22 protein-coding genes are annotated in these 25,452 nt (G+C 73.0%); 8 read left to right on the forward strand and 14 right to left on the reverse strand.

The features are described 5' to 3' along the window. Nucleotides 1-5: 5 nt before the first annotated feature. Nucleotides 6-977 (forward strand): asparaginase, encoded by a 972-nt coding sequence (locus ACH01S_RS16565; RefSeq protein WP_218010283.1) that lies wholly within the window; start codon nt 6-8, stop codon nt 975-977. Here ACH01S_RS16565 and ACH01S_RS16570 read toward each other — a convergent pair. After that, nucleotides 974-1,912, reverse strand: coding sequence for a LysR family transcriptional regulator (locus ACH01S_RS16570; RefSeq protein ID WP_067892093.1), 939 nt, complete (start codon nt 1,910-1,912; stop codon nt 974-976). The genes ACH01S_RS16565 and ACH01S_RS16570 overlap by 4 nt on opposite strands. 114 nt (nt 1,913-2,026) lie before the next feature. On the opposite strand from ACH01S_RS16570, the gene ACH01S_RS16575 reads away from it, so the two are divergent. Next, nucleotides 2,027-3,211, forward strand: a complete 1,185-nt coding sequence (locus tag ACH01S_RS16575; protein ID WP_067892095.1) for a CaiB/BaiF CoA transferase family protein — start codon at nt 2,027-2,029, stop codon at nt 3,209-3,211. 16 nt (nt 3,212-3,227) lie between these two features. Beyond that, the gene (locus tag ACH01S_RS16580; protein WP_067892097.1) at nt 3,228-4,394 is read left to right on the forward strand and encodes an acyl-CoA dehydrogenase family protein; all 1,167 of its coding nucleotides are present in this window, start codon (nt 3,228-3,230) and stop codon (nt 4,392-4,394) included. Here ACH01S_RS16580 and ACH01S_RS16585 read toward each other — a convergent pair. Beyond that, a complete protein-coding gene (locus tag ACH01S_RS16585; RefSeq protein ID WP_067892099.1) occupies nt 4,354-6,300 on the reverse strand; it encodes an APC family permease in 1,947 nt (648 codons plus the stop codon). The genes ACH01S_RS16580 and ACH01S_RS16585 overlap by 41 nt on opposite strands. Nucleotides 6,301-6,371: 71 nt before the next feature. Between ACH01S_RS16585 and ACH01S_RS16590 the strand changes: the two genes are divergently transcribed. The 3 genes from ACH01S_RS16590 to ACH01S_RS16600 all read left to right on the forward strand — a co-directional run bounded on the left by ACH01S_RS16590 (nt 6,372) and on the right by ACH01S_RS16600 (nt 8,129). Continuing rightward, nucleotides 6,372-6,971 carry a hypothetical protein gene (locus ACH01S_RS16590; RefSeq protein ID WP_157406289.1) on the forward strand — a complete coding sequence of 200 codons (600 nt, stop codon included), beginning with the start codon at nt 6,372-6,374 and terminating at the stop codon, nt 6,969-6,971. A gap of 144 nt (nt 6,972-7,115) precedes the next feature. Beyond that, a complete protein-coding gene (locus ACH01S_RS16595) occupies nt 7,116-7,532 on the forward strand; it encodes a peptidase inhibitor family I36 protein (protein ID WP_169809281.1) in 417 nt (138 codons plus the stop codon). A 24-nt stretch (nt 7,533-7,556) separates the two neighbouring features. After that, nucleotides 7,557-8,129 carry a hypothetical protein gene (locus ACH01S_RS16600; RefSeq protein ID WP_067892105.1) on the forward strand — a complete coding sequence of 191 codons (573 nt, stop codon included), beginning with the start codon at nt 7,557-7,559 and terminating at the stop codon, nt 8,127-8,129. Nucleotides 8,130-8,227: 98 nt separating this feature from the next. On the opposite strand, the gene ACH01S_RS16605 is transcribed toward ACH01S_RS16600, so the two are convergent. The 8 genes from ACH01S_RS16605 to ACH01S_RS16640 all read right to left on the reverse strand — a co-directional run bounded on the left by ACH01S_RS16605 (nt 8,228) and on the right by ACH01S_RS16640 (nt 20,053). Beyond that, nucleotides 8,228-9,604 (reverse strand): transaminase, encoded by a 1,377-nt coding sequence (locus ACH01S_RS16605; RefSeq protein ID WP_067892108.1) that lies wholly within the window; start codon nt 9,602-9,604, stop codon nt 8,228-8,230. Beyond that, nucleotides 9,601-11,415, reverse strand: a complete 1,815-nt coding sequence (locus ACH01S_RS16610) for a hydantoinase B/oxoprolinase family protein (protein ID WP_067892109.1) — start codon at nt 11,413-11,415, stop codon at nt 9,601-9,603. Before ACH01S_RS16610 ends, ACH01S_RS16605 begins: the two co-directional genes overlap by 4 nt. Further along, nucleotides 11,412-13,532, reverse strand: coding sequence for a hydantoinase/oxoprolinase family protein (locus ACH01S_RS16615; RefSeq protein ID WP_067892111.1), 2,121 nt, complete (start codon nt 13,530-13,532; stop codon nt 11,412-11,414). The genes ACH01S_RS16610 and ACH01S_RS16615 overlap by 4 nt, the downstream gene beginning before the upstream one ends. Continuing rightward, complete coding sequence (locus ACH01S_RS16620; protein WP_067892113.1) at nt 13,522-14,775, reverse strand: aminotransferase class V-fold PLP-dependent enzyme; 1,254 nt, start codon at nt 14,773-14,775, stop codon at nt 13,522-13,524. Before ACH01S_RS16620 ends, ACH01S_RS16615 begins: the two co-directional genes overlap by 11 nt. Nucleotides 14,776-14,822: 47 nt before the next feature. Next, nucleotides 14,823-15,584: an SDR family NAD(P)-dependent oxidoreductase gene (locus tag ACH01S_RS16625; RefSeq protein ID WP_067892115.1), complete on the reverse strand. Its 762-nt coding sequence runs from the start codon at nt 15,582-15,584 to the stop codon at nt 14,823-14,825. A 49-nt stretch (nt 15,585-15,633) separates the two neighbouring features. Next, the gene (locus ACH01S_RS16630) at nt 15,634-17,034 is read right to left on the reverse strand and encodes an MFS transporter (protein WP_067892117.1); all 1,401 of its coding nucleotides are present in this window, start codon (nt 17,032-17,034) and stop codon (nt 15,634-15,636) included. A gap of 205 nt (nt 17,035-17,239) precedes the next feature. Further along, a complete protein-coding gene (locus ACH01S_RS16635; protein ID WP_067892119.1) occupies nt 17,240-18,475 on the reverse strand; it encodes an alpha/beta hydrolase family protein in 1,236 nt (411 codons plus the stop codon). Nucleotides 18,476-18,520: 45 nt separating this feature from the next. Beyond that, nucleotides 18,521-20,053, reverse strand: a complete 1,533-nt coding sequence (locus tag ACH01S_RS16640; RefSeq protein WP_083980766.1) for an amidase — start codon at nt 20,051-20,053, stop codon at nt 18,521-18,523. A gap of 308 nt (nt 20,054-20,361) precedes the next feature. On the opposite strand from ACH01S_RS16640, the gene ACH01S_RS44885 reads away from it, so the two are divergent. Next, nucleotides 20,362-20,982: a MarR family winged helix-turn-helix transcriptional regulator gene (locus ACH01S_RS44885; RefSeq protein WP_067892121.1), complete on the forward strand. Its 621-nt coding sequence runs from the start codon at nt 20,362-20,364 to the stop codon at nt 20,980-20,982. A 23-nt stretch (nt 20,983-21,005) separates the two neighbouring features. Here ACH01S_RS44885 and ACH01S_RS16650 read toward each other — a convergent pair whose 3' ends face one another. The 3 genes from ACH01S_RS16650 to ACH01S_RS16660 are packed head-to-tail and all read right to left on the reverse strand — an operon-like array spanning nt 21,006 to nt 23,914. After that, the gene (locus ACH01S_RS16650; protein ID WP_067892123.1) at nt 21,006-22,529 is read right to left on the reverse strand and encodes an MFS transporter; all 1,524 of its coding nucleotides are present in this window, start codon (nt 22,527-22,529) and stop codon (nt 21,006-21,008) included. Nucleotides 22,530-22,559: 30 nt separating this feature from the next. Then, entirely contained in the window at nt 22,560-22,958 is a 399-nt protein-coding gene (locus ACH01S_RS16655; protein ID WP_067892125.1) for a nuclear transport factor 2 family protein, read from the reverse strand. After that, nucleotides 22,955-23,914: a zinc-binding dehydrogenase gene (locus tag ACH01S_RS16660; RefSeq protein ID WP_246236600.1), complete on the reverse strand. Its 960-nt coding sequence runs from the start codon at nt 23,912-23,914 to the stop codon at nt 22,955-22,957. Before ACH01S_RS16660 ends, ACH01S_RS16655 begins: the two co-directional genes overlap by 4 nt. Before the next feature lie 108 nt (nt 23,915-24,022). On the opposite strand from ACH01S_RS16660, the gene ACH01S_RS16665 reads away from it, so the two are divergent. Continuing rightward, nucleotides 24,023-24,985, forward strand: a complete 963-nt coding sequence (locus ACH01S_RS16665) for a LysR family transcriptional regulator (RefSeq protein ID WP_067892321.1) — start codon at nt 24,023-24,025, stop codon at nt 24,983-24,985. Here the strand turns inward: ACH01S_RS16665 and ACH01S_RS16670 are convergent, their stop codons facing one another. Beyond that, nucleotides 24,986-25,429 (reverse strand): MarR family winged helix-turn-helix transcriptional regulator, encoded by a 444-nt coding sequence (locus tag ACH01S_RS16670; RefSeq protein WP_067892127.1) that lies wholly within the window; start codon nt 25,427-25,429, stop codon nt 24,986-24,988. Between the last annotated feature and the right edge of the window lie 23 nt (nt 25,430-25,452).

Genomic DNA, 25,452 nt, shown 5'->3' on the forward strand with positions numbered 1-25,452 from the left:
CCCTCGTGACGGTGTTCTCTCTCGGCGGGACGATCGCGTCGACGAACGCGCAGGGGACCGCCGCCGGGGTCACGCCCCGGCTCAACGCCGAGGAACTGCTCGCGGGCGTCCCCGGACTGGACGGCTTCGCCGAACTGGAACCGGTGGCGTTCCGGCGGACCGCGTCCGGCGACCTCGCCTTCGGCGACCTCGTCGCGCTCGCGGCGGAGATCGGCGCGCGGTTCGAGGCGGGCGCGGCGGGCGCGGTGGTCGTCCAGGGCACCGACACGATCGAGGAGACCTCGTTCGTCCTGGACCTGCTGGTCGGCGCGCCGAACCCGGTCGTCGTGACCGGCGCCATGCGCAACCCGACGCTGGCGGGCCCGGACGGGCCCGCGAACCTGCGCGCGGCCGTCCGGGTCGCGGCGTCGCCCGAGGCGCGCGGGCTCGGCGCGCTGGTCGTGCTCAACGACGAGATCCACGCGGCGCGGTTCGTCGCCAAGACCCACACGAGCAGCCCCGCCGCCTTCCGCTCGGCGCCCGCCGGGCCGGTCGGCTGGCTGGTCGAGGACCGGACGCGGATCGCGGCGCGGACGGAGCGGCCGTCCGGCGTGCCGCTCCCGCCGGGGCCGGTGCCGCCGGTGGCGCTGCTGACGATGTCCCTCGGCGGGGACGACCGGCTCATCGAGCAGGTCGGCGCGCTCGGCTACGCGGGTCTCGTCGTGGAGTCGTTCGGCGGCGGGCACGTCCCCTCGTGGACCGTTCCGGCGCTGGAGCGGCTGGCCGCGTCGATCCCCGTCGTGCTCGCCTCGCGGACGGGCGGCGGCGACGTGCTCCACGCCACGTACGGGTTCCCCGGATCCGAGCGCGACCTCATCGCGCGCGGGCTCGTCCCGGCCGGATTCCTGACCGGCCCGAAGGCGCGAGTCCTGCTGAGCCTGCTGCTCGCCAACGGCGCCGGGACCGATGAGGTGCGGAAGGCGTTCGCGGGTATCTAGGCGTCGTTCCCGGTCAGCTCCGCGGAAGGCCATTGCCCCCGGCTCAGGGCCGACTCGACCTGGCGGGTCAGTTCGGTGACGACGACATCGGTGGCGGGCGCCCTTCGTCCCGTCCGGGGCGTGCCGAGCACGATGGAGCGCCACAGCGTCGGGTCGCACAACGGCGCCGCGCTGAGGGAGCCGTCGGCGACGTCCTCGGCGATGCCGACGCCGGGGAGGATGGTCCAGCCGTGCCCGGCCCGCACGAGCCGTTTCTGGACGTGCATGGAATTGGTCTGCGCGGCGATGGCCACCGCCGTCCCGGCGCGGGCGGCGGCCGCGTCGATCAGCGCCCGCAGCCCGTGCCCGGACGCGGGCATCACCAGCGGCTGCGCCGCGACCTCCGCGAACGGCACCGGATCGGCGGCGCGGAGCCCGGCGGCCGGCGGCGCGACCGCCCACAGCTTCTCCCGCACCAGCGGGCGGACGTTCAGCGACGGCGTCCCGGCCAGGTCGTACAGCAGGGTGAGGTCGAGGTCGCCGTCGTCCAGCCACTGCTGGAGGTGCCCCGAGTACGCGGTGAGGACGCGCAGCTCGATGCCCGGATGGTCGCGGGCGATGGCGGACACGAGCGGCTCGGCGAGCAGGTCGCTGGCGCTGTCGAGCAGCCCGACGGTCACGATCCCGGTGACCTGTCCGGGCGCCGGCTGGATCTCCGCGCGGGCCCGCTCCAGCTCGGTGAGGGCGCGCCTGGCGCGTTCGAGCAGGATCTCCCCGGCGTCGGTGAGGCGCATGCCCTGCCGCGTCCGCTCGAACAGCGGGACGCCGAGGTCCCGCTCCAGCGCGCGGATCTGCCTGGTCACCGCCGGTTGGACGAGGTGCAGCAGCTCCGCCGCCCGGGTCACGCTCCCGGTCTCGGCCACCGTCACGAGCGCCTTGAGCTGTTTGACGTCCACTGGTCCTCCCCCCATTCCATCCGTACCCGGCATGAAGACATCAGTAATCGGTATTTTACTCGGCTCCACATTACGGACGATGATGATGGCACCGCGCGAGGAGGAAGTCACCGCATGTATGAGCATCCGCTTTCGGGGGTCACCGTCGTGAGCCTTGAGCAGGCCGTGGCCGCGCCGTTCGCCACCCGCCAACTCGCTGATCTCGGCGCGCGCGTGATCAAGGTGGAGCGGCCCGGCGGCGGCGACTTCGCGCGCCGGTACGACACGACCGTGCACGGGCAGTCCAGCTATTTCGTGTGGCTCAACCGGTCCAAGGAATCGCTGACCCTGGACGTGAAATCCCCGGGCGGGCGCGAGGTCCTGGAGGAACTGCTCGCCGGGGCCGACGTGTTCGTGCAGAACCTCGCCCCCGGCGCGGCCGCCCGACTGGGACTGGACGTCGCGTCGCTTTCCGCCCGGTATCCGTCGTTGATCCCGTGCACGATCTCCGGGTACGGGACGTCCGGCCCGTGGGCCGACCGCAAGGCGTACGACCTGCTCGTCCAGTGCCAGACCGGGCTGGTCTCGCTGACGGGCACCGCCGAGGAGACCGCGCGCGTCGGGGTGTCGGTCGCCGACATCGCGGCGGGAATGTACGCCTATTCGGGAATCCTCACCGCGCTCTACACCCGCGCGACCACCGGAACGGCGCGGGCGGTGGAGGTGTCGCTTTTCGAGGCCCTCGGGGAATGGATGAGCCAGCCCGCCTACTACACGCGGTACGGCGGGGTGCCGCCGCAGCGGATCGGCACGCAGCACGCGACGATCGCTCCTTACGGCGCCTATACGGCGGGCGACGGCGGGCAGGTGCTGTTCTCCGTCCAGAACGAGCGGGAGTGGGCCGCGTTGTGCGAGCGGTTCCTCGAACGTCCGGACCTCGTGGACGATCCGCGTTTCGCCACCGGATCGGCGCGGGTCGCCCACCGGGACGAGCTGAACGCCGTCGTCGCCGAACGGTTCGGGCGGTCCGGGAGCGCCGAGATCATGCGGACGCTGGACGAGGCGGGAATCGCCAACGCCGGGGTCAACGACGTCCACGAGTTCGTCGCGCACAAGGTGCTCGCCGAACGCGGACGCTGGCACGACGTCGCGATTCCCGGCGCCGTCGTGCCGATGCTCGAACCGCCCGCCGACATTTCCGGTGTCCGCCCGCGAATGGACCCGGTGCCCGCGGCGGGGGAGCACACCGAGCGGATCCTGACCGAACTGGGACGCACCGCCGCCGACATCGAGGCACTGCGCGCCGACGGCGCGATCTGACGACAGAGGAACGACAATGAGCACACTGGACATCCTGTCCTCCGACGAGCGCTTCGTCGTCGAGACCGTGCGCGAGTTCGTGGACAACGAGGTGAAGCCCGTCGTCCGGGAACTGGAGCACGCGAACACCTATCCCGAGGCGCTGATCGAGCAGATGAAGCGGCTCGGCATCTACGGCCTCGCGGTGCCGGAGGAATACGGCGGGAATCCCGTGTCCCTGCCGTGTTACGTCCTGGTCACCGAGGAACTGGCGCGCGGCTGGATGAGCCTCGCCGGGGCCATGGGCGGCCACACCGTGGTCGCGAAACTGCTTCTCGACTTCGGCACGGAGGAGCAGAAGCGCCGCTATCTCCCGAGAATGGCCACCGGCGAAGTGCGCGCCACGATGGCGCTGACCGAGCCGGGCGGCGGCTCCGACCTCCAGGCGATGCGCACCGTCGCCCGCAGGGACGCGGACGGCTATCTCGTCGACGGCCAGAAGACCTGGATCAGCAATTCGAGGCGCTCGCAGTTGATCGCCCTGATGTGCAAGACGGACCCCGAGGCGCAACCCGCGCACAAGGGCGTCTCGATCCTGCTCGTCGAGCACGGGCCCGGCCTCACCGTGTCCCGCGACCTGCCCAAGCTCGGCTACAAGGGCGTGGAGAGCTGCGAGATCGTCTTCGACGGCTACCGCGCGCCGCTCGACTCCGTCCTCGGCGGGACGGAGGGCAAGGGCTTCGCCCAGATGATGAAGGGGCTGGAGACGGGCAGGCTCCAGGTCGCCGCCCGCGCGCTCGGCGTGGGCCGGGCCGCGCTGGAGGACTCGCTCGCCTACGCCCAGGAGCGCGAGTCGTTCGGAAAGCCGATCTGGCGGCACCAGGCCGTCGGCAACTACCTCGCCGACATGGCCACGTCGCTGACCGCCGCGCGCCAGCTCACCCTCTACGCGGCCCGGGAGGGCGAGGCGGGACGGCGCGTGGACATGGAGGCGGGGATGGCGAAGCTGTTCGCGTCCGAGACCGCCATGAAGATCGCGCTGGACGCCGTCCGCATCCACGGCGGCTACGGCTATTCGACGGAGTTCGACGTCGAGCGGTACTTCCGCGACGCGCCGCTGATGATCGTCGGCGAGGGCACGAACGAGATCCAGCGCAACGTCATCACGAGCCAGCTCGTGAACCGGGGCGGCCTCGACGCCTGACGGCCTCCTCGGCGGGCCCGAGCCGCCACGGGACGCTCGTCACCATCACGCCCGGCCGGAAGAGCAGGCGCGCCGTGAGGCGGAGCGCGCTCTGGTTGTGCAGGAGCTGCTCCCACCAATGGCTGACGACGTATTCGGGAATGAACACGCAGACGACGTCGCGGGGGCTCTTCCGGCGGATCCGTCCGACATAGTCGAGGACGGGCCCCGTGATGTCGCGGTAGGGCGAGTCGAGGACGGTCAGCGGCACGGGAATCCCGAACCGCGCCCATTCCTCCTCGAGTTCCGCGGTGTCGCTCCCGGACGTCCGGACGGTCACGGCGGTGAGCGTCGACGGCTGGGTCGCGCGCGCGAAGGCGATGGCGCGCAGCGCCGGGGTGTGGAGTTTGGAGACCAGCACCACGGCGTGGACGCGGCTCGGCAGCGACACGGCCTCCTCGGACGGTTCCAGCTCGACGGCCAGCCGCGCGTAATGGCCGTGGATGGCCTTCATCGTCATGAAGACGACCGGCATCGCGATGACGACGATCCACGCCCCGTGCGTGAACTTCGTGACCAGGACGACGGCGAGGACCAGCGCGGTCAGCACGGCCCCGGCCGCGTTGATCAGCCGGGCCCGGTGGATCCGCCCCCGCCCCGGCCCGGCGTCGCGCCGCAGAAGCGCCGTCCAGTGCCGGACCATGCCGGTCTGGCTGAGGGTGAAGGACACGAAGACGCCGATGATGTAGAGCTGGATAAGCCGCGTCGTGCTGGCGTTGAACGCCCAGATCAGGATGCTCGCGAAGACGGCGAGCATGATGATCCCGTTGCTGAACACCAGCCGGTCGCCGCGCCGGGAGAACTGCTTCGGCAGGTAGCCGTCCTCGCCCAGGATGGACGCGAGGATCGGGAAGCCGTTGTAGGCGGTGTTGGCCGCCAGCACCAGGATCGCGGCCGTGAACCCGGCCACCAGGTAGAACAGCATCGAACCGGAGCCGGACACCGCCGCCGCGATCTGCGTGATGACGGTCTTCTGCTCGTAGCCCGCGGGCGTCCCGGTCAGCAGCCGGGGGTCGGCGGCGACCCGCACGTCCGAGATGAGGGCGAGCCCCGTGATCCCCACGAAGACGGTGACGGTGATCCCGCCCATGATCGCGAGGGTGGCGGCCGCGTTGTCGGCCTTCGGCGGCTTGAACCCGGGGACGCCGTTGCTGACCGCCTCGACCCCGGTGAGCGCCGTGCAGCCCTGCGAGAACGCGCGCAGGACCAGCGCGACGGCCAGCCACCCCGTCGTCCCGTGGGACGGCTGAATCCCGAAATGTGCCGACTCGGCGTGCGGGGTGTCGCCCGCCAGGGCCCGGCCCACCCCCCATAGGATCACGGCCATGACGACGGCGACGAACCCGTAGGTGGGGACGGCGAAGACCGTCCCCGACTCCCTCACCCCGCGCAGGTTCATCAGCGCGAGCAGCGCGACCAGCCCGACGCAGACCTGCACCGAGTACGGCGCCAGCGCCGGCAGCGCGGACGCGAGGTTCGCGACCCCCGCCGCCACCGACACCGCCACCGTCAGCACGTAGTCGACGAGCAGCGCGCTGGCGGCGACCAGCGAGGCGTTGACGCCGAGGTTCTCGCGGCTGACGACGTAGGCGCCGCCGCCGTTCGGGTATCCGTGGCAGGTCTGCCGGTAGGACAGCACGACCACCACCAGCAGGACGACGACCGCGCCCGCGATCCACGGCGTGAGGTGCGTCAGCGCGAGCCCGCCCAGGCTGAGCGCGAGCAGGATCTCCTCCGTCGCGTACGCGTTGGACGACAGCGGGTCGCTGCAGAACACCGGCAGCGCGAGCTTCTTGGGCAGCAGCGTCCGGCCGAGCTGCCCGCTGCGGAGCGGCCGGCCGACGAGGAACCGCTTCGGAAGGCTCACCCGCTCCTCCCCCCGAGGGCCGCCTGTCCGAAGGCCGCATACCCCGCCTGGCCGGGACTAAGGTGCTGCGAGTGAGCGACGCACCCCGATCCCCCTTCGAGAGACTGGTGACGCGGGCGGTCACGCCGGTCGGCTTCGGACTCGCCCTGCTCGCGTTCCTGTTCCTCCCGTGCGCGGCCATGTCCTACAAGGCCCTTCCCGAGCACGTGAACGCCCTGTCGGCGATGGTCTCCGTCCTGGACCTCTCCTCGACCGGCGGGAACATCGCGGTCCACCAGTCCGAGTTCGACTGGCCGCCCGGCCCGCGCGTCCTCGCGATCGCCACCCTCCTGGCCCTGGCCGCGGGCGCGGCGACGGCCGTGACCCGTCCCGCCCGCCGCCGCCCGCTCTACGCCGCGATCACCGGAGCCGCGGCCATCGCCCTGCTGACGGCGACCGGCCTCGTCGCCGTCGGAGAACTGAGGGACTCGGTGCGCGGCCTGCTGTCCGCCCTGTTCGCGACGATCCCGAAGAGCGAAAGCGCCCCGCTGATCGACCAGTCGGGTCGGGCGGCGGGCCTCCAGTGGGGCTTCTGGCTGACCCTCGCCCTGCTCGTACTGCTCACCGTCCTCAACCTCGCCGCCCTCCTTCACGGACGGCGGACTCGCGCCGCCGACCCGCGGAACCGATAGGGGGCGATAGGGGGCGATAGGTCCCCTATGAAGAGCGCTGGGGCCCTAGGGCCCTAGTGGGGCACCGCGGGCGCTCATATCTTTCCTGAACGGCGATGAATTGCATGGGCGATTCATTCTCGCCTTCTCAGGAAAGGAGGGGCAGTGCGGAGAAAGCTGATTGTCATCGGCTCCGCCGGTGCCTTGGCGGGAACGCTTCTCGCGGGCGGCGCCTGGGCCGGGACCGGCGGCGGCCGATCGTCCGACGCCGGCAATGTCTCGGCCGTGTCCGCCGCGGCCGCGTCCTGCCCGCGCGGTTACGTCTGTCTCTGGACGAAGAAGAACTACAAGGGCACGCAGTGGAAGGTCAAGCTCAATTCCCCGGTGCAGGTGCACACCGCGCCTGCGTCGTTCCGGAACAAGGCCACCTCCCTGATCGTCGGGTCGGGACGGACCGTGACGCTGTGGAACGACGTCGACTGCGTGGAGGACCCCGGCCCGACTTTCCGGGCGGGCGCCCGCATTCCCGACCTGCAGACTCCGTGGGCCTATGACGACCTCATGTCCTGCCTTGTCGGCTGAAGAAATCCACGAAAGAAGGAGCAGATGAGAAAACTGACCGTTGTCGCCGCGACCGGGGCGATGGCGACGTCGCTCGTCGCGGGCGGCGCCTGGGTGGCCGGAAGCGATGGCCAGTCGTCCACCGTCGGCCGCGTGTCCGCTGAGAAGAGCGTGACCGGGACCACCGGGACCACCGGCACCACCGGGACCACCGGGACCGCGGGCACCGCCCAGGCCGCCGGGGCCAAGACGGCGAAGGCGCCCGCGCAGTACAAGTACATGTGGGTGCAGCGGACGTTCGCCTACGGGCCGCTTTTCGCCTTCCATTCCTTCACCGTGAAGGCCCGGGTCAAGTACAACACCAAGAAGGTCTACGTCGTCGAAGGCCCGTACTGCACGAAGAACCGGCAGATCGCGCCCGTGACGGCCACCCAGACCTGGTGCGGCACCTGGAACAACGGCGGCGGCGACCGCGGATTCACCAGCACCGGGATCAATTTCACCGTCTTCGCCGGCGCCCAGATCCTGAACTTCCCCGCCGGGTTCGAGACGCAGGAATCCGGACGGATCAACATCACCCGCTTCGGCAACGTCACCTACAGCGGCGGAATTCCGTAAACGGTATCCGCCGACGAGACTGGAGACTCCGCGCGACCCCGGTGATCACGACATCGATCCCCGGGGTCGCTGAGTGGTCTTCGGAGGCGTTTCCAGGCTCAGGCGGCGCGCAGGGTGCGGACGGCCTCCGCGAGGACCGCCAGGTGCGCGTCGACGTCGTCCCGCGTCGTCGCCGGGCACATGAGCGCCATGTTGTGGAACGGCGTCAGCAGGATCCCGCGGTTGATCAGGAAGACGTGGAGGTAGTCCTCCAGCTCGGCGTCGGCGGCCCGCTGGGACGCGCCGCCGTTGACCGGCGCGGGCGACGCGAACCGGTACTCCGACCGCGCCCCGAGCTGGACGACCGACCACGGCAGCCCGTGCGCGTCGATGATCCGCCGCACCCCGGCCGTGTAGCGCGTGGCGAGGTCGGTCATGTGCGTGTACGCCGCCTCGGTGAGCACCTCCGCCAGCGTCGCGCGGGCCGCCGCCATCGAGAGCGCGTTCCCGGCGAGCGTGCCGCCGACGCCGCCCGTGTCGAGCAGGTCGAGGTCGGAGCGTCCCCACACCCGCTCGGCGAGCGCCTCGTCCAGACCGTAGGCGCCGACCGGGACGCCGCCGCCGATGGCCTTGCCGATCGTGACGATGTCCGGTTCGAGGTTCCACGCGCGGGTGCAGCCGCCGACGCCCATCGACACCGTGTGCGTCTCGTCGTTGATCAGCAGCGTCCGGGCCCGGCGGGTCAGGTCCCGGACGCCCTCCAGGTAGCCAGGCTCCGGCAGGACGATCCCCATGTTGGTCAGCGCCGGCTCCATCAGGACGGCGGCGACGTCGCCGTAGGAGAGCTGCCGCTCCAGCCCGTCGAGGTCGTTGTACTCGGCGACCCTGCTGGTCGCGGTGACGTCGTAGGGCGCGCCGACGTTCCCCGGCCGGGACTCGGCGCCGTGCTCGCCCGCGACGACGAACGACTCGTCCACGCTGCCGTGGTAGTTGTAGCTGTTCACGAGGATCCGCGGCCGGCCGGTGACGGCGCGGGCCAGCCGCAGCGCCCACCGGTTCGCGTCCGTCGCGGTCAGCGCGAAGCTCCACCGCGCGACGCCGAACCGCCGGGTCAGCTCGGCGGCGACCGCGGCGGCGTCCTCGGTCGGCAGCATCGCGGTCGCGCCGCCGAGCTCGGCGTAGCGGCGGGTGACCGCCGCGACGGTCGGGGCCGGCGAGTGCCCGGCCATCGCGCCCGTGTCGCCCAGACAGAAGTCGATCAGCTCGTGCCCGTCCAGGTCGGTGACCCGCGCTCCGGACGCGCTCTTAAGGTAGAGGGGGAAGCCCGCCGCGCTCTTCGCCATCCAGGTCATCGGCACGCCGCCGAACAGGTGCGCGCCCCGGCCGTGCGCCTCCCGCGACCTCGGGTTGCGTTTCTCGTAGAGCCGCCGCTCCGCGGCGAGCAGGGCGGTCAGCCGCTCCCGGTCGATGCCGAGGGCGGACGTCGTGGTGGTCATTCCTCCGTGCCTTTCCCGCCGTCCTGGACGACGTTCCTGATACGCGCGGTCTCCGCCGCGTCGACGCGGCCGCCGCCGTCGAGCGCGACCCGGTACACGTGCCGGGCCCGCTCCCGGCTGATCCAGCCCTCGCGGACGTCCCGCGCGACCGCCTCCGGGTCCCGCGCGTGCGGGACGCCGTACCCGCCGCCGCCGCTGGTGCGGGCCACGAGCCGCTCGCCCTCGGCGACGCGCACCGGGCCGCAGATGTCGAGCGCGGACAGCTCGCCGGACGCGTCCCGCTTGAACTGCGCGGACGGCGCCCCGGCCAGCCCGCCGCGCGCGCCCATCATCGGGTTGACCGACCCGTCGTTGGCGTAGACGGCCTCCAGTTCGCCGCCGACCGGGCCGTACTCGACGTCCAGGCCGGGGGCGCCCCGGTGCCGTCCCGCGCCCTCGCTGTCGAGCGCCAGCGACCGGCGGTGGATCATGATCGGCTGCTTGAGCTCGTCGATCTCGACGCTGTCGACCAGGAGCGTCCCGCCGCTGCCGAGGTCGCTCATCGTCAGCCAGCCGTCGCTCGCGGGCCCGGCGGCGCCGCCGTTCGGACCGGTGAAGATCTGGTTGACGAACGGCGCCGCGCCGCTCCGCCGGTCCACGCCGGAGATCACGGCCTCGGACGGGGACATGCCGCTGCCGACCTCCGCGAGGCCCATCCCGTCCCCGATCTCGGCCATCGCCCGCTGGACGATGTTCCCCACCCGGTTCGCGAGGTTCGTCGTCGCGACCGAGCAGCTGAACGGGTGCCGGGGGATCCCGACCACGCAGTTCTCCCGCAGGCGGACGCGGACCCGCCGGAAGCTGCCCTGGTTGTGCGGCACCGTGTGGTCGATGCTGTTGAACACGCCGATCAGCGCCGCCGTCCGCGACGTCGCCTCGCTGAGGTTCAGCCCGGACGGGACGCAGTCCGGGTTGTCGCGGAGGTCGACGTCGATGACGCCCTCGTCCGGGCGCACGGCGACCGTCGCGCGCAGCGGCACGCCGTCCGGGACGCCCGGGAACGGGTCGTGGCGGGTCGTCGTGACCGCCTCCCCGGCGGGCAGCCTCCTGATCGCCGCGTCCATCCGGGACTCGCCGTAGTCGAGCCAGTCCCGCGCGAACGAGTCGAGCGCGTCCCAGCCGACCTCCGCGGCGAGCCGCCCGAGGGCCCGCTCGCCGATCCGGGCGCTGCCGAGGACGGCGAGGTAGTCGCCGTGCCACTGGTCCGGGACGCGGATGCGCATCTCGCACATCCGCAGGACGTCCTCGCAGTCGGCGTAGTCGCGCTGCACCCGCACCACCGGGAAGATCAGCGCGCCCTCCTCGTAGACGTCCCGCGCGCTCGCCATGTAGGTGGTCGGGACGGAGTTCCCGCAGTCGGCCTGGTGCGCCTTCGCCAGCACCGTGAACCGGTGCGTCCCGGCGTCGTCCACGACCGGGACCAGGATGGAGTGGTCGGCCGCGTGCGTGTTCCCGTGGTAGGGCGAGTTGTGCAGGAACGCGTCGCCCGCCTGGACGGTCGGGTAGAACTTCGCGAGCGCGCGGGCCTGGAGGTCGGGGCCGCCCATCACGTGGATCGGCGGGCTCTCGCCAGTCATCAGGACGTCCCCCTGAGCGGTCAGGACGCAGCAGGAGAAGTCGCGCGCGGTGTTCAGCACGCCGGACCGCCCCGACCTGACCAGCGTGTTCGACATCCGGCGGACGATGGCCTCGAACCGGTGGGCGAGCACGGCCAGCCGCGCCCCGTCCCGCACCGCCGGAGCCGTCCCGCCGCGGTCACTGGTGATCGTCATCGTGTCTCCGATCGGGCCGCCACCGGGGCGGCCGCTTCGCGGGGCGGGGTGATGATCAGGGAGCCGGAGGCGCCCGGCTCGGCGACGCTCGTGTCGGTGACGACCAGCGTCGTGAACGGCGACTCGACGAGCATCGGGCCCCGCAGCACCTCGCCGGGGGCGATGGCCGCGAGCCGCCGGACGGGGACGTCCGTCATGCCCCGCCCCGGCACGTAGGCGCGGCGCACGGTGTCCTCGGCGGCGCCGCCGACGCGGGTCGCGAGGGCGCTCGCCGCCTCGCGCAGCGGCACCCGGACCCGGGCGCCCCAGCTCACGACCTCCACCGGCGACCGCTCGTCGGTGATCCCGAGGACCTGCTGGTGGACGGCGTGGAAGTCCGCCGCGAACTCGTCCACGTCCCGGCCGGACGCGAACGACTCCACCCGGAGCGGCACCTCCAGCTCCCAGATCTGCTGCGGGTACCGCGCCTCGGCGAAGAGGGTGACGACGGCGTCCGAAGGGTCCGCGCCCACCCGCACCGCGAACTCCCGGCCGCGGGCGCGCAGCCCGGCCAGCGCGGCGTTCACCTTCGCCGCCTCGAACACGCTGGTCAGCACCGGGACGGTCGCCGTGTGGACGGCGGTGAGGTCGGACATCAGCGCGCCCGCCGCCGCGAGCGCCGCGCCGACCGCCGGGATCACCAGCCGCCCGGCGCCGAGCCGCCGCGCCACGGCCGCCGCGTTCAGCCCGGCCGCGCCGCCGCCGCCGACCAGCGCGGCCCGCGCCGGGTCGATGCCCTGCTGGAACGCGATGTCCTCGATGGCGCGGACCATCTGCTCGGTGGTCAGCTCGATGACCGCGTGCGCCGCCGTGACGAGGTCGAAGCCGAGCGGCTCGGCGACCTCGCGGGCCACCGCCGCGCGGGCGGCCGCCGCGTCGAGCGTCATCCGGCCGCTGGAGAAGCCCGCCGGGTCGAGGTAGCCGAGCACCAGCGCGGCGTCGGTCACCGTCGCGCGGGCGCCGCCGCGCCCGTAGCAGGCCGGGCCGGGCACCGACCCCGCGCTCCGCGGGCCCACGCGGAGCAGTCCGCCCGCGTCCACCCACGCGATGCTGCCGCCCCCCGCGCCGACGCTCTTCACGTCGATCGACGGCAGGCCGGTCATGTGGCCGGTGCCCTCGGCGCCGACCCACGCCGACCGGGTCGAGGGGATCTCGCCGCCCCGGACGAGCGTGACGTCGTAGGTCGTGCCGCCCGCGTCCGCGACGATCACCGTGTCCGCGCCGAGGTCGGACGCGGCGTAGGCGCGGCCCGCGACCGGCGCCATCGACGGGCCGGAGTTGATCGTCAGGATCGGCGCGGCCGCCGCGTCCGCGACGTCCACGACCCCGCCGATCGAGGTCACCATCAGGATCCGCCCGGCCAGCCCGGCGGCGCGCAGCCGCGTCGTGAGCCCGCCGATGTACTCGCTCATCAGCGGTTTCAACGACGCGTCCAGGCAGGCCGACGACGCCCGCCGGTACTCGCGCAGCGACGGGTTGAGCGCGTGCGACAGCGTGTACGGGACGCCGGGCAGCCGCCGCTCCAGCACCTCGCCGACCGCCAGCTCGTGGCCGGGGTTGACCGTCGACCACAGCAGGCAGACGGCGACCGCCTCCACCTCCTCCTCGACCAGCCGGTCGCACGTCCGCTCCAGGCCCGCGAGGTCGAGCGGGCGCGTGACCCGCCCGTCGGACGCGACGCGTTCCCCCACCTCGAACGTGAGGGAGCGCGGCACGTACGGCTCGGGATACGGGACGGTGAAGTCGTACGGGTCGCGCCTGCCCCCCTCGCGGAGGAGCAGGACGTCCGGATGGCCCTCGGTGGTGAGGAACGCGGTCTTCGCGGTGCCGCCCGTGAGGACGGCGTTGAGCCCGCGCGTCGTCGCGTGGGTGAAGGTCTCGACCCGTCCGAGGAGGTCGGCCAGCGGCTCGCCCTCGGACTCGGCCGCCATCGCGAGGACGTCCAGGATCCCCTGGACCGGGTCGCCGGGGACGGTCGGCGACTTGAACAGCCGGAGCGTCCGGCCCTGTTCGAGTACCAGGTCGGTGAACGTCCCGCCGATGTCGACCGACGCCCGCGCCACCGGCTCAGAAGCCATAGCTGGACACGCTTTCCTGCGCCGCCGCCGGGACGCCGCCGTCCAGCGGGACGGCCAGCTCCATGGCCGCCCGGAGGTCGTCGACGAACGGGCCGGTCTGCCCGTCGTTGTGCGGCATGGGCACGACGACCATGCCGAGCGGCGCGGGCACGGGCCGCGCGGCGAACATCCAGCCGCGGGCGCGCATCCCGGTCGCCACCGGGCGCAGGTCGTGGGTGCGGGAGAAGACCAGCGCCATGTTGATCCGCGAGCCGGGGTGGACGAGCAGCCCGTCGATGCCCCGGACGCCGTCGGCCAGCTCGTCCCGCATGGCCATGCTCTTCAGCGACACCGCCGTGTAACCGGGCTCGCCGAGCAGCTCGACCATCGTCCACGCGCCCGCGATCGGCCCGGTGCCCCGCGTCCCGGACATCGTGCCGTTGGGCGGGCAGATCTTCTTCGCCGACTCCAGCAGGTCCGGGTCGCGGAACAGCAGCATCCCGGCGGGCGGCGGCGCCATCCCGTTCTTGTGCAGGTCGGCGCTGACGGAGCAGACGGCCGGGACGCGGAAGTCCCACGCCGGGATCGACCGGTCGTATCCGGAGCGCTCCAGGAACGGCAGGATGAACCCGCCGAACGCGGCGTCCACGTGGAGGTAGAGGCCGTGCCGCTCGGCGATCTCGCCGATGGCCTCGATCGGGTCGACGCTGCCGTACGCCCACGTCCCGGCGGTGGCGATGAGGGCGATCGTGTCCGGCCTGATCGCGGCCTCGATCGCGGCCGGGTCCACCTCGTCGAGCCGTCCCTCCGGGGCGGGGACGGCGATGGCGTCCAGGTCGAACATGCCGCACAGCTTGTGCAGCGAGTAGTGGCCGTTGTCGGGGAAGACGACGCTGCCGCCGCGCCGTCCCGCCCGCTGCTTCGCGGTCAGGATCGCGCACATGTTGGACTCGGACCCGCCCGCCGTGATGAACCCCGCCGGGTCGGCCGAGCCGAGCAGCCCGCCCATCCACCGGACGACGCGGGCCTCCATCTCCCGCGCCCCGCCGCCGGTGATCCAGGTCTCGCCGTGCACGAACCGGCGGTACGCCTCGACCGACTCGCGGCGGACGGCGTCGCCCCACGGCAGTTCCGCCGTGGAGATCAGGTGCGGGCCCTCGTCGAAGAGGTTGCGCCGCGTCTCGTGGAAGCGGGAGGCGTGCTCCAGGCGTTCGAGGTCCCGCTCGAAGTCGTCGATCCTCACCCCGCTGGGGAAGACGGTCATGTCGGCTCTCTCCGTTTCTCGGTGCTGGTGGCCGGGGGCGCGGGGGGTCACTGGGCGACGAACCCGCCGTCGACGAGCAGGCTCGCGCCGACGACGTAGGCGGACGCGTCCGACGCGAGGTACACGACGGCCGGGCTGATGTCCCCGACCTCGCCCACCCGTCCGGCCGGGGTCGTCGCGACGATCTCCCGCTCCACCTCGGGCGTGATCAGCTCGCGGTTCATCGGCGTGTGGACGTTGCCGGGCGCGACCGCGTTGACCCTGATCCCGGCCGGGGCCAGCTCCGTGGCGAGGGCCTTGACCAGCAGTTCCACCGCGCCCTTGGACGCGCAGTACGCGGCGTCGCCGGGCGAGCCGACGTGCCCCGACATGGACGACACGAAGACGACCGAGGCGCCCGGCCGCAGGTGCGGCCGCACCGCCCTGGTGAGCCGGAACGGGGCGCGGACGTTGATCGCCCACTGGTCGTCGAGGATCGCGTCCGTGGTGTCCGCCAGCGACGCCTGGGTGTAGACCCCGGCGGAGTGGACGAGCACGTCCACGCCCCCGAAGCCGGCCAGGACGGCGTCGACGACGGCTTGGGGCGCGTCGTCCTCGCGGAGGTCGACGGCCACGACGGTGATGCGGGCGCCGGTCGCCGCCAGCGCCTCCGCCGTCCCGGCCAGCCGCTCCTCGGAGCGTCCGACCAGCACGACGGCGGCGCCGGCGGCGGCGAGTCCCCGGGCGATCTCCGAGCCGATGCCCGAGCTCGCGCCCGTGACGACGGCGGTCTTCCCCGAGAGATCGAACGGGGACGCTGAGGGAGACATACCTTTCCTTCTGTGCGTCGACGGGGGTGTTGTCAGAGACGGGGTGTTGTCAGAGGGGTTTCGCGGCGGCGCCGCCGACCAGCTCCCGGACGGCCGCGGCCGTGTCCCGCTTCAGGTGCCGGGAACCGCGCAGGAAGAAGAACCCGGCGGCGAGCGCCGAGGGCGGCACCGCGATGGACAGCGCCAGCCGCGGCCCGTAGGTGCCGGAGATGAAGCCCGCGAAGATGGAGCCGAAGAACCCGCCCATCAGGAACGTGAACACCGGCAGGATCGCGAAGGCCGGGGCCCGCAGCCGGACGGGCGTGACGAGCGCGACCAGCGGGCTCACCGCGACCAGCGCGAGGCCGTTGCACATCGCGGCGACGACGTAGAACGCCAGCAGCAGCCAGATCGGCGAGGCCCACACGCCGACCACGATGAGCCCGCCGAACGCGAGGATCGCGAGGGCGGCGATGTGCATCGTCCGCTCGGAGTTCTTCCGGTAGGTCCGGTCGAACTGGTGGCCGCCGACGACCATGGCCGCGATGATCGGCACCTGGATGAGCGAGAACACGATCCCCCGGGTGAGGGCGTCGTATCCGTACTCGTCCCCGAGCAGCAGCGAGAGCTGGACGGGCACCGTGTACAGCGCCAGGCCGAGCACGCCGATGCCCATGCAGACGTAGACGAACGTCCTGACCCTCATCATCTGGCGGAACGCCTCGATGAGGCCCGCCGGACGCTCGGGCACCACGCCCGCCCGCGCGGACGCGCCGCCGAGCAGCAGTTCCTGCTCGCGCAGCCCGCGCGGGGGCTCCTTCAGGAACACGGCCGACGAGACCGCCAGCAGCGCGTACGGCACGGCGAGGCCGAGGTAGGCCCACCGCCACGCCTCCGCGCCGCCCGCGAGCCCGGCGATCGACCCGGCCAGCGCCGGTCCGACGGCCTGCCCGAGCGGGGTGGCCATCGCGTGCATCGAGTAGATCCGGCCGCGTCCCTCCAGCGGGTAGGCGTCGGAGATCATCGACAGGAACACGGGGTTGGAGTACGCCGCCGCCACGCCGGTGAGGGCGTAGGCGACGAACAGCTGCAGGGTGCTCTGCGCGAGCCCGGCGCCGATCATCGCGAGCGTGCCGAGGCACGCGGAGCCGACGACCAGGTGCTTGCGGCCCACCCGGTCGGCGAGCCACGCCATCGGCGGCCCGCCGAGCGTCAGCGTGACGCCGGTGAATCCCGAGATCGCGACGAGGGTCGCGTCCGAGATGCCGAAGGAGTCGCGGATGTCGGGCGCCAGGGTGGTGCTCGCGTCCCGGCAGAGCTGCTCCATCGCCACGAGGGGGACGGCGAGCGAGCAGATCGCCCAGCCGCCCTGCCGCAGGGTGGCGCGCAGCCCGAGGGCGTCCGTCTCCGGCATGCCGTCCCCGGCCAGCGGGGGAGGCTCGTCGTGTCCGTGCGTCGTCGCGTCGGTCATCGCGCGGCCCGCCCGTCCGGCCGGGCCGGGGCGGCGGCCGTCCTCAGCGGGCCGGACACGCTCGGGTCCGGGTCTCGTCGAATTCGGGCATGGGTCTACTCCTTGGGGGTGGGGATCACTGCGGGGTGGGTTCCCGCCGGTCGGGCGGGAGCGGTGACCGCGCCCGGGCCGGTAGACCGCGCGGGCGAGACTCAGGGGGCCGGGCTCAGAGCCGGTCGTGGAGCCATTCGAAGGTGAACTCGGCGCCCGCCGCGCTGGCGCCGTTCTGGCAGTGCAGTTGCGCGGTGGTCGAGGCGTCGAGGACGAGGAGGTCCTTGGGGCAGGTCAGCAGGTCGTAGAGCTGGCGCGCCTGGCCCTTCTGGAAGGTCTCCTCGGTGCCGTCCATGATGAGCGTCTCGCACTCGATCTTGGCGGCGTGGTCGGTGAGGTCGTATGCCTGGAGCTCCTTGAACAGCTCGTACGGCGTCGCGACGCCGTGCTTGAACATCGAGTCGCGGATGAACCAGTCGGCGCGGGACGACGCGGCGGCGATCTGCGCGGTGGCGGCGTTGAACGCCTCCGGGCCCTCGTCCAGCGCCTCTTGCAGGCCGGGGAGGTGCGACAGGATCGACCCGCCCCACTGCAGGACGCCCGGGTTCGCGATGCACGTCTTGATGCGCTTCTCGAACGCGGCCGCGCGGGGCGCGAGGTAGCCGCCGAAGCTCGACCCCATGAGGCCGATGCGGTCGGGGTCGACCCCGTCGAGGTGGACGGCCACGTCCACGATCGGGCCGACGACGTTCTCCCAGTCGGGACGGAACGGCAGGCCGTTCACCCGCAGCGCGAGCCCCTGCCCCGGGCACTGGACGGACAGGCAGTGGTAGCCGCGGCGGATCGCGCCGTCGTAGACCCACCGGGTGTCCTCGGGCCAGGCGTCCCGCCCCTGGAAGAAGATCAGCAGCGGCGCGGGGCCCTTCGCCGCCCGGCTCCGGTACAGGTAGGACGGGAGGAAGCTGTCCTCGTAGGGGATCCTGACGTACTCGCCGGGGTAGTCGCTGAGCTCCAGGTAGCGGTCGTAGCACCGGTAGGCGCTGATGGCGTTGGCCCGGACGCGCGGGTCGTCGTGGTGGCTGTAGTGCATCAGCGAGGCGCGCCAGTACGTCGCGGCCCGCAGGTAGCCGTCGCACGCGGTGACGCGGCGGCCCCTCCGCTCCGCGGCCTCGGCGCGCTCCTGGATCCGCTCGGCCATGGACGTCCAGGCCGAGATCCAGCTCTCCTCGTCCTCGGGCCGGATCTTCCGGACGGCCTCCAGGCACTCCCCGAGGTCGGACATGCCGAAGTACATCATGCCGATCTGGGCCTTGATCTGGTCGTCCATCACCTCGTCTTCGATGAAGCGGTGGGAGTTCCAGTCCGCCCCCGGGACGAGCGGGTTCGGGGGTGTGTCGAGTTCGACGGTCATGCGATCTCCTCTTTGGAAGGGGGGACGCGCCGCGCCCGGTCGGGCTCAGCGCGCGGCGGCGGGAGGGACGCGCCCCGCCCAGGGGCGCGCGGCCTCCAACTGCGCCGCCAGCCGGAAGAGCACACCCTCGTCCCCGTAGGGGCCGACGAAGTGGGTGCCGACCGGGACGCCGTCCGCGTTCCAGAAGAGCGGGACGGACGCGGCCGGCTGGCCGGTGACGTTGATCAGCGTCGTGAACTGGAGGTGGGGGCCCGCGGCGCGCATGCCGCGGAACGGGTCGTCGGGCGGCGAGGCGAACGTGCCGAGCGGCGGCGGGGGACCGGCGGCGGTCGGGGTGAGCCACACGTCGTACGGCGCCTGGAACGCGGCCAGGTCGTCGCAGAGCGTCTGGAGTTCGGCCAGCGCGTCCATGTAGTCGCCCAGGCCGACCGTGGACGCGCGGCCGCTCTCGATCATGGCCCAGGTGGCGGGCTCGAAGTCGGCGGGGCGCGCCGTCCTGCCGGTGACCCGTTCGAGGTGCGCGACGTCCCAGGCCAGGCCGCCCGCCGAGACGGTGCGGAACGGGCCCGCGAGCGCCTCGAAGTCGAGTGCCGGGGTGGCCTCCTCGACGTGGTGGCCGAGGCTCTCGCAGAGCCGGGCGGCGTCCTCGACGGCGGCGACGGCGTCCGGGTGCAGCGGCGTCCCGATCGGCGACCGGTTGCTGAACGCGATCCGCAGGCGGCCGGGGTCCGTGCGCGTCTCGTCCAGGTAGGGGCGCGGGGGCGGCGGCGCGACGAACGGGTCGCCGGGCAGCGGCCCCGCGGTCGCGTCGAGCAGCGCGGCGCTGTCGCGGACGCTCAGCGTGATCGCGTGCTCGCTCAGCACGGCGATGCGCATCGAGACCCCGGCGCGGCGGCGGGCCGAGGAGATCCGCAGCCGGGTCGGCTTCAGCCCGAAGACGCCGCAGCAGGACGCCGGGACGCGGATCGACCCGCCGCTGTCGCTCGCGTTGGCCATCGGGACCATGCGCGCCGCGACCGCCGCCGCCGCGCCGCCGCTCGACCCGCCGGCCGAGAGCGCGAGGTCCCACGGGTTCCTGGTCGGGCCGTGCAGCTCCGGCTCCGTCGTCGGCTGGAGGCCGAACTCCGGCAGGTTCGTCTTGCCGCACACCACCAGGCCGGCGGCCTTGTAGCGGCGGGTGAGCTCCCCGTCCCGGTCGGGGACGTAACCGGCCAGGAACCGGCTGCCCGACGTCATCGGAACCCCGGCGTAGCCGACGCCGCCGCCGTCCTTGAGGAGGAACGGCACCCCGGTGAACGGCCCTTCGGGAACGTTCCCGGCGAGGGTGGCGCGGGCCTCGTCGTACATGGTCGTGACGACCGCGTTGACCGCGGGGTTGGCCTCCTCGATCCGGCGTATCGCCGCGTCCAGCAGCTCGGCGGGCGTGATCTCCCCGCGGCGGACCAGCTCCGCCTGGGCGAGCCCGTCGAGCCCCGACAACTCGCCGGGTTCGCGGGGTGGGTGGGGTTCGGCCAGGTCAACCGACCCGCCGGCGGGCTCGCCGCCCGCCCGGCCCAGGTCGTTAAGTGGTTTAACCATATCCGGAGTCTAGCCACTCGGACGGCAGACGCAATAGCTGATTTCGCATCGTTCCAAGACGTCCTGGGATCAAGAGGGGGTTGGTTGCCCGATGCTTCGCTTGTCAATAGCTTGGGTGGCTAACGAATCGGCTCACGGTGCGTCCGCGTCCCGGTACGGCGGGCTCCGCGGAGCGGGCGGCGCGGCGGCGGGACGCCGCTCGCTACGCTGGAACGAGCCGGGCAGCCCGCGCCGCTGCTGCTCCCCGGGGGCGGGAGGACCGGCACCCTGCACTTCTCGCGGCGGCGCGCCCGTACAGAGGAAGAACCATGGACGAATCTCCTGACCCGGAACTGCTCGGTTCCGTCCGCTCGATCATCCGGCTGGCCCGGATCGCCCAGCAGGCGTGCGAGGAGGGCGGCCTGACGATGGCGCAGTACCGGGCGCTCACCAGCGCGATCAGGGGAAAGAAGCGCGCCTACGAATTGGCGCAGTACACCGCCGTCAGCCGCCCCGCCATTTCCGCGCTCACGAACGGCATGGTGAAACTCGGGCTGATCGAGCGCAGCGGGCACGCGTCGGACGGGCGCGGCGTGTTCTTCGCCGTCACCAGCGACGGGGTGGAAACGCTCCAGAAGGTGGAGCACCTTCTCGTCCGGCGTTTCGAGGACGTCCTCGGCGACGCGAAGGACGCGCTGAAGATGCTCGACAGCGAAACGCTCGACGCCGTCCTCGATCTGCAGGCGGAAAAGGACTTCGGCGTCCCGCCCCGGCGGCCCCGGCAGGGCGCGGAGAAGGGCGCGGAGAAGGGCGCGGAGAAGGGCGCGGAGAAGGGCGCGGAGAAGGGCGCGGAGAAGGGCGCGGAGAAGGGCGCGGAGAAGGGCGCGGAGAAGGGCGCGGAGAAGGGCGCGGAGAAGGGCGGGGAGAAGGATGGCGAGGCGGCGGAATAGCGGCCCGCCGTTCCCGCCGAACCTCAGTTCCGCTCGCGTTTCGCGATGGTGGTGCGCAGCGGCGTCCCCTTGATCGCCGCCGCGGCGAGCAGGCTCACCAGCGCCACCCCGGCCGCCACGACGAAGACGGTCGCGATCGCGTCCGCGTAGGCGTGCTGGACGATCGCGCGCACCGCCGGGGACGCGGACGCGGTGAGCTCCGCCCTCGTCCCGCCGCCCGGCGCGACGTCCGAGCGCGCCGCGATCTCCGCTCTGACCCGGTGGGTGACGATGACGCCGAGCAGCGAGACGCCGATGACGCCGCCGAGCGACCTGAAGAACGCGACCAGCGCGCTCGCCGCCCCGACCTCGGTGACGTCCACGGTGTTCTGCACCGCCAGCACGTAGTTCTGCATGAGCGTCCCGAGGCCGAGGCCGACGAGGACGGTCGGGACGAGCACGTACCACCAGGGCACCGCGCCGCCGATCCGGCCGAGCATGAGCAGGCCGAGGGCGAGCGCGGCCGAACCGCCGACCAGGAACCGCTTCCACCGGCCGGACGCGGCGATGAGGTGGCCCGCGCCCAGCGTCCCGGCGGTCGTCCCGACCATCATCGGGACGCCCAGCACCGCCGCCTCGGTCGCGGAATAGCCGCGCGCCACCTGGAAGTACTGGCTGAGGAAGAGCAGCGTGCTGAACATGACCACGCCGACCGCGCCGCTGCCGGCGATGGCCAGCGCGGTCGTGCGGTTCCGGAGGATCGCGAAGGCGATGATGGGCTCCGGATGGCGCCGTTCGACGAGGAACGCCGAGAATCCGGCGGCGAGCGTCCCGCCGAGGAACAACGCGCTTTGCCATGACGCCCACGAGAACGCGTCCCCCGCGAACGTCACCCACAGCAAAGGGATGCTCGCGGTGGCGGCGATCAACACGGCACCGGCGTAGTCGACGCGGGCTTCGCGTCCGATCGTGGGGAGTTTCAGATAGCGCTGCAGAATGACGAGGCTGATCACGGCGAGGGGGACGACGACGAAGAAGCACCAGCGCCATCCGAGCCAGGGGGTGTCGGTGATGACGCCGCCGATGAGGGGCCCGCAGAGCGTCGCGCAGGCCATCACCGCCCCGATGTAGCTCGCGTACCGCCCGCCCTGGCGGGGCGGGACGATCGAGCCGATGACGGCCTGCGTCGTCGCCAGCAGGCAGCCCATCGCGACGCCCTGCACGGCCCGCATCCCGATCAGCAGCCAGATCGAGTGGGACAGGCCCGCGCCGACCGAGCCGACCACGAAGACGGCGAGGCCCGTCTGCATCAGCGCCTTCTTGCTGAACTGGTCGGCGAACTTCCCCCAGACCGGCGTGCTCACCGTCATCGTCAGCAGGGAGGCGGTGACCAGCCACGTGTACTGCGTCTGGTCGCCGTCCAGCGCCCGGACGATGGTCGGCAGCGCGTTGGTCACGATCATCGTGCTCAGCACGGAGGAGAACAGCGCGAGCATGAGCCCGGCCATCAACTGCGCGGTCCTGGCCCCGGGCGCGGCGGACGTCGCGGGCGACGTATGTAGTTCCACCGCTTAACTATATGCCCGGCGCACCGGATGTCAGGGGCGGAAGAGCGTCTCCGCGACGTGGGCGGTGTCGGCGTACTCGACGACGTCGACGATCCGCCCGTCGCGGACGGTGTAGACGCCGATGCAGCGGTTGTCGTAGTCGTCGCCCCGGACGGTGCGCGCCGTGGCGGTCCATTCGGCGACGACGCGGTCCCCCTCGGCGACCGTCGAGACGAGTTCGATCTTCATCGTGCCGGGGACGAAGTGCACCCCCATGCCGCCGAGGAACTCGTCCACGATCGCGTCGCGGCCCCGCCAGATCCGGGAGATGGGCAGGCCGCCCGGGTAGTGCCAGGTCGCGTCCGCGGCGAAGCTCTCGCGGATCACCCGGGCGTCGCCGTCGCGAACCGCCTCGACGTAGCGGACGACGACCTCGCGCGGACTGGTCATGATCGGGTACCTCCGGTGGTCTCTTCGGATGGGACGAGGGTGAGCACGGCCTTGCCGCGGATCCGGCGTTCGCGCAGGTCGACGAGGGCGGACGCGGTGTCGGCCCAGTCCGCGACGCGTCCGATCTCCGGATGCAGGCGGCCCTCGGCGGTCAGCCGGACGAGCGCGGCGAGGTCGTCCCCGAGCCGGGTGTCGGCGTCGAGGTAGTGGAAATGCCGGACGGCCGCCGACTCGGGACCGGCGAAGAAGTCGAAGAAGTCGAGCGTCACCGGGCTCCGGCTCGCCTGCCCGAACCAGATCAGCGTGCCGCGCCGCGCGAGGCGCGCGAGGGCGAGCGGGAGCGCGACGCCGCCGGTCGACTCCAGGACGACGTCGAACGTCCCGTCCGCGTCGGCCACGTCGTGGACGATCTCCGCCGCGCCCAGCCGGACGAGTCCCCGCGCCCGCCCGGCGTCGCGGGTCACGGCCGTGACGCGTGCCCCGGCGGCGGCGGCGAGTTCGGTCACGTAGTGCCCGACCCCGCCGGACGCGCCGGTGAGCAGCACGCGCCGGCCGAGCACGGGACCGGCGGCGCGCAGCAGGCGCAGCGCGGTGAGCCCGGCCAGCGGGAGCGCCGCGCCCCGGACGGCGGGCACCGCGTCCGGCAGCACCGCGAGCGCGTCGGCGGGGACCGCCGCGAACTCGGCCCAGCCGCCCCACATCGGATGCCCCACGACACGCGCGCCCACGGCGGGGCCGGTGCCGTCGGCGGCGGCGCGGACCACGCGTCCCGCGACGTCCTTGCCGGGACGGTCGCCCGGCCGCGGCCGCTCCAGCTTGAACGTCTCGCCCCGGTTGATCGAGAACGCCTCGACCTTCACCAGCGCCTCGCCGTCCCCCGGTTCGGGGTCGGCGACCTCAGCGAGCGTGACCGGTTCGTCCGGGTCCCCGGTCGGGACGAGCGCCTTCATCGTCATCGCCTCCTCGTCGGCGTCCTGACCGCACTCCACCGGACGGGACGCCCGCCCGGCCAACAACGCGGGCGCCCGTCCGACAACGCCCGGTTGTCGCCTATGGTCGGCGGCATGGACCTCGACCTCGCGCTGGTCCGCGCGTTCACCGCGACCGCCGAGACGCTGCATTTCGGGCGCGCCGCCGAAGCCCTGCGCACGAGCCAGCAGACGGTGTCCAAGCGGATCGCGCGGCTGGAGGCGCTGCTCGGCGTGCGGCTCTTCGAGCGCGCGGGCGGCGTCCGGCTGACCGAGGCGGGCGAGCGGTTCCTGCCCGCCGCGCGGGAGGCCCTCGCGGCGGGCGGACGCGCGGTCGGCGCGGCTCGCGGGGAGCGGCCGGCCGTCCGGATCGACGCGTGGGGGCACCTCTACGCGCCCATGCGCACCGTCGCCCACGTCGCCGAGACGCTCGGCGCGCCGCGCCTGGAGCCGGGCGCGGGACGCGACTGGCCGTCGGTCGCCCGCGCCCTGCTGCGCGGCGACACCGACCTCGGCTTCGGCCGCGTCCACCCGCTGCCGGGCGGCGCGGCCGCCGGGCTGGCCCACCGGCTCGTCCGGCTCGAACCCGTGGACGCGCTGGTCAGCGCCGCGCACCCGCGCGCGGACGCGGACGCCCTGCGGCCGGTCGACCTGCGCGGCGGCACCCTGTGGTGCCCGGCCCCGCTGACCCGCCTGGACTTCCTGCGCCACTTCGCCGACGAGTTCTGGATCACCCGGCGGGTGGACGGCCCCAACCTGGGCCTGGAGCACCTCGTGGAGCGGGTGCGCGGCGACGCGTCCTGCTTCACGCTCTTCCCGGCCGACGCGCCGCTGCCCGGCGGCACCGGCCTGCGCTCGATCCCGCTCGTCGACCCGACCCCGCTGTACGCGTGGTCGCTGGCCTGGCGCGAGTCCGTCCCGCCGCCGGGGCTGGACGCCGTGCTGCGCGCGTCCGCCGAGGCCGGACGCGCGCGCCGCTGGCTCGACTACCGCCCCGGCCGCGACTGGCTCCCGGACGCCGACCGGGCCGCGGCGCTGGAGCGGCGGAACGGGCCCTGATCAGGCGGACGGGCGCGCGGCGGCGTCGAGGGCCTTGCGGAGCAGGGCGGTCAGCTGGTCGCGCTCGTCCGCGCTGAGACCGGCGGCGACGGCGCGGCCGAACGCGAAGGACTCCTCGAAGGCGGTGTAGAGGGCGGTCCCCTCGGGGGTCCGGACGATCTGCCGCGACCGCCCGTCCTCCGGGTGCGGGCGGCGGCGGACGAGGCCGCGCGCCTCCAGCCGCCGGATGATCTGCGTGACGTTGGACGCGTCGCAGCCGAGCTCGTCCGCCAGCTCGCGCATCCCGCGGTCGCGGCCGACGCGGCCGAGCACGCACGCCTGCGCCATGCTCAGCCCGTGCTCCTGCGCGGCCCGCTCGAAGGCGCGGTCGTAGGCGTCGACGAAGTCGAACATCGCCCGTTCGGCGCCGGTGGATGCGGTGACGGGTCCCGGTGGCGCGGCCATGCGTCCAGGTTACCAAGAACTTG

It is taken from the genome of Actinomadura chibensis NBRC 106107 (assembly GCF_001552135.1).
Lineage (GTDB): Bacteria > Actinomycetota > Actinomycetes > Streptosporangiales > Streptosporangiaceae > Spirillospora > Spirillospora chibensis.

Coding starts and splice junctions, on each gene's coding strand:
- ACH01S_RS16575 (WP_067892095.1), top strand. CDS start 2,027: ATGTATGAGCATCCGCTTTCGGGGGTCACCGTCGTGAGCCTTGAGCAG.
- ACH01S_RS16580 (WP_067892097.1), top strand. CDS start 3,228: ATGAGCACACTGGACATCCTGTCCTCCGACGAGCGCTTCGTCGTCGAG.
- ACH01S_RS16600 (WP_067892105.1), top strand. CDS start 7,557: ATGAGAAAACTGACCGTTGTCGCCGCGACCGGGGCGATGGCGACGTCG.
- ACH01S_RS16605 (WP_067892108.1), bottom strand. CDS start 9,604: ATGACCACCACGACGTCCGCCCTCGGCATCGACCGGGAGCGGCTGACC.
- ACH01S_RS16610 (WP_067892109.1), bottom strand. CDS start 11,415: ATGACGATCACCAGTGACCGCGGCGGGACGGCTCCGGCGGTGCGGGAC.
- ACH01S_RS16615 (WP_067892111.1), bottom strand. CDS start 13,532: ATGGCTTCTGAGCCGGTGGCGCGGGCGTCGGTCGACATCGGCGGGACG.
- ACH01S_RS16620 (WP_067892113.1), bottom strand. CDS start 14,775: ATGACCGTCTTCCCCAGCGGGGTGAGGATCGACGACTTCGAGCGGGAC.
- ACH01S_RS16625 (WP_067892115.1), bottom strand. CDS start 15,584: ATGTCTCCCTCAGCGTCCCCGTTCGATCTCTCGGGGAAGACCGCCGTC.
- ACH01S_RS16630 (WP_067892117.1), bottom strand. CDS start 17,034: ATGACCGACGCGACGACGCACGGACACGACGAGCCTCCCCCGCTGGCC.
- ACH01S_RS16635 (WP_067892119.1), bottom strand. CDS start 18,475: ATGACCGTCGAACTCGACACACCCCCGAACCCGCTCGTCCCGGGGGCG.
- ACH01S_RS16640 (WP_083980766.1), bottom strand. CDS start 20,053: ATGGTTAAACCACTTAACGACCTGGGCCGGGCGGGCGGCGAGCCCGCC.
- ACH01S_RS44885 (WP_067892121.1), top strand. CDS start 20,362: ATGGACGAATCTCCTGACCCGGAACTGCTCGGTTCCGTCCGCTCGATC.
- ACH01S_RS16655 (WP_067892125.1), bottom strand. CDS start 22,958: ATGACCAGTCCGCGCGAGGTCGTCGTCCGCTACGTCGAGGCGGTTCGC.
- ACH01S_RS16660 (WP_246236600.1), bottom strand. CDS start 23,914: ATGACGATGAAGGCGCTCGTCCCGACCGGGGACCCGGACGAACCGGTC.
- ACH01S_RS16665 (WP_067892321.1), top strand. CDS start 24,023: ATGGACCTCGACCTCGCGCTGGTCCGCGCGTTCACCGCGACCGCCGAG.
- ACH01S_RS16670 (WP_067892127.1), bottom strand. CDS start 25,429: ATGGCCGCGCCACCGGGACCCGTCACCGCATCCACCGGCGCCGAACGG.